This window comes from Kitasatospora sp. NPDC057015 (assembly GCF_042673745.1).
Lineage (GTDB): Bacteria > Actinomycetota > Actinomycetes > Streptomycetales > Streptomycetaceae > Kitasatospora.
Genome location: NZ_JBHUSG010000157.1, coordinates 1 through 1169, shown reverse-complemented (window position 1 = coordinate 1169; position 1169 = coordinate 1). Strand labels below are relative to the sequence as shown.

The 1169-nt window shown below is 74.9% G+C and carries 1 protein-coding gene; it reads right to left on the bottom strand.

From position 1 onward, the window contains the following. Positions 1-1169, bottom strand: a 1169-nt coding sequence (locus ACFTWP_RS41840; protein ID WP_380270413.1) for an AAA family ATPase, incomplete at both ends; no start/stop codon positions are given.

The window sequence follows — 1169 nt, the reverse complement described above, 5'->3', positions numbered from 1 at the left end:
CGGGAGAGGGCGAGGGCGGAGCGGGTGCGTAGGTCGGGGTCGAGGCGGGGTTGGGCGAGGATGTCGTGGAGGAGGGTGGTGGCGGTGCCTTCGTCGCCGAGGGCGATGGCCTGGTCGGCGGCGGCTTCGGCCTGGCGTAGCCAGGCGGGTATGTCGCCGAGGGCGCGGGTGTGGTGGGCGATCTGGACGAGGGGTGGGGTGGGGGTGGTCCAGAGGGTGCGGACGGCTTGGCGGTGGAGGTCGTGCCGGTGGGGGCCGGGGATGTCCTGGTAGACGGCCTGTTGGGCGAGGGTGTGGCGGAAGCCGTAGTGGCCGGGGCCGGGTTCGCGTAGGACGGCGGCTTGGAGGGCTTCGGTGAGGGCGGGGCCGGCCTGGGCGGGGTCGAGGCCGGTGACCTCGGTGAGCAGGTTCTGGCTCGTGGGGACGGCGAGGACGGCGGCGGCCTCGACCATCGCGACGGCGGGCTCGGACAGGGTCGCCATGCGCGCGGTGACGGCCTCGCGCAGTCCGCGGGGGACGGCGGCCTGCTCCAGGACCGACACGTCGTCGGGTACGGCGATGCGGCCGGCGCGGTCGGGACGTGGCGTTGTGTGGCGGGCCGGCTCGGTGAGGGTGAGGAGGTCCTCCTCGACGACGAGGGGTAGGCCGGCGCTGCGTTCGAAGAGGGTGCGGCCCAGGGCGGTGTTGGCGCGGGGGCCGAGGACGGCGGCGGCGAGGTCCTGGATGTCGTCTTCGGTGAGGGTGTCGAGGTGGATCTCGGCGCCGTTGGTTCCGGGTGGGCGGCGGTAGGGGGCGCCGAGTGCGGGGGTGTCGGCGGGCAGGTCCTCGCGGCGGTAGGTCAGCACCAGTCCGAGCTGTTTGGGCAGGTCTCGGGCGAGGAGCAGGAGCAGTTCGCGGGTGGCGTCGTCCGCCCAGTGCAGGTCCTCGATCACCAGGACGAGGGGGGCTGCGGCGTCCAGGACGGAGCGCACGGCTCCCATCAGCTGGAAGCGTCCGGCGCGGGGGTCTTCGGGTGGGGCGGGTGGCGGGGGGAGGTGTTGGGCGAGGGAGGGCAGTAGCGGGGCCAGTGCCCCGGCCTGTGGGTTGAGCCGGTCGGGCGGGGGCAGCCAGTCGGCGGTGTCGCGCAGGGCGTCCAGCACCGGGCCGAACGGCAACGGCTCGCGCAGGGG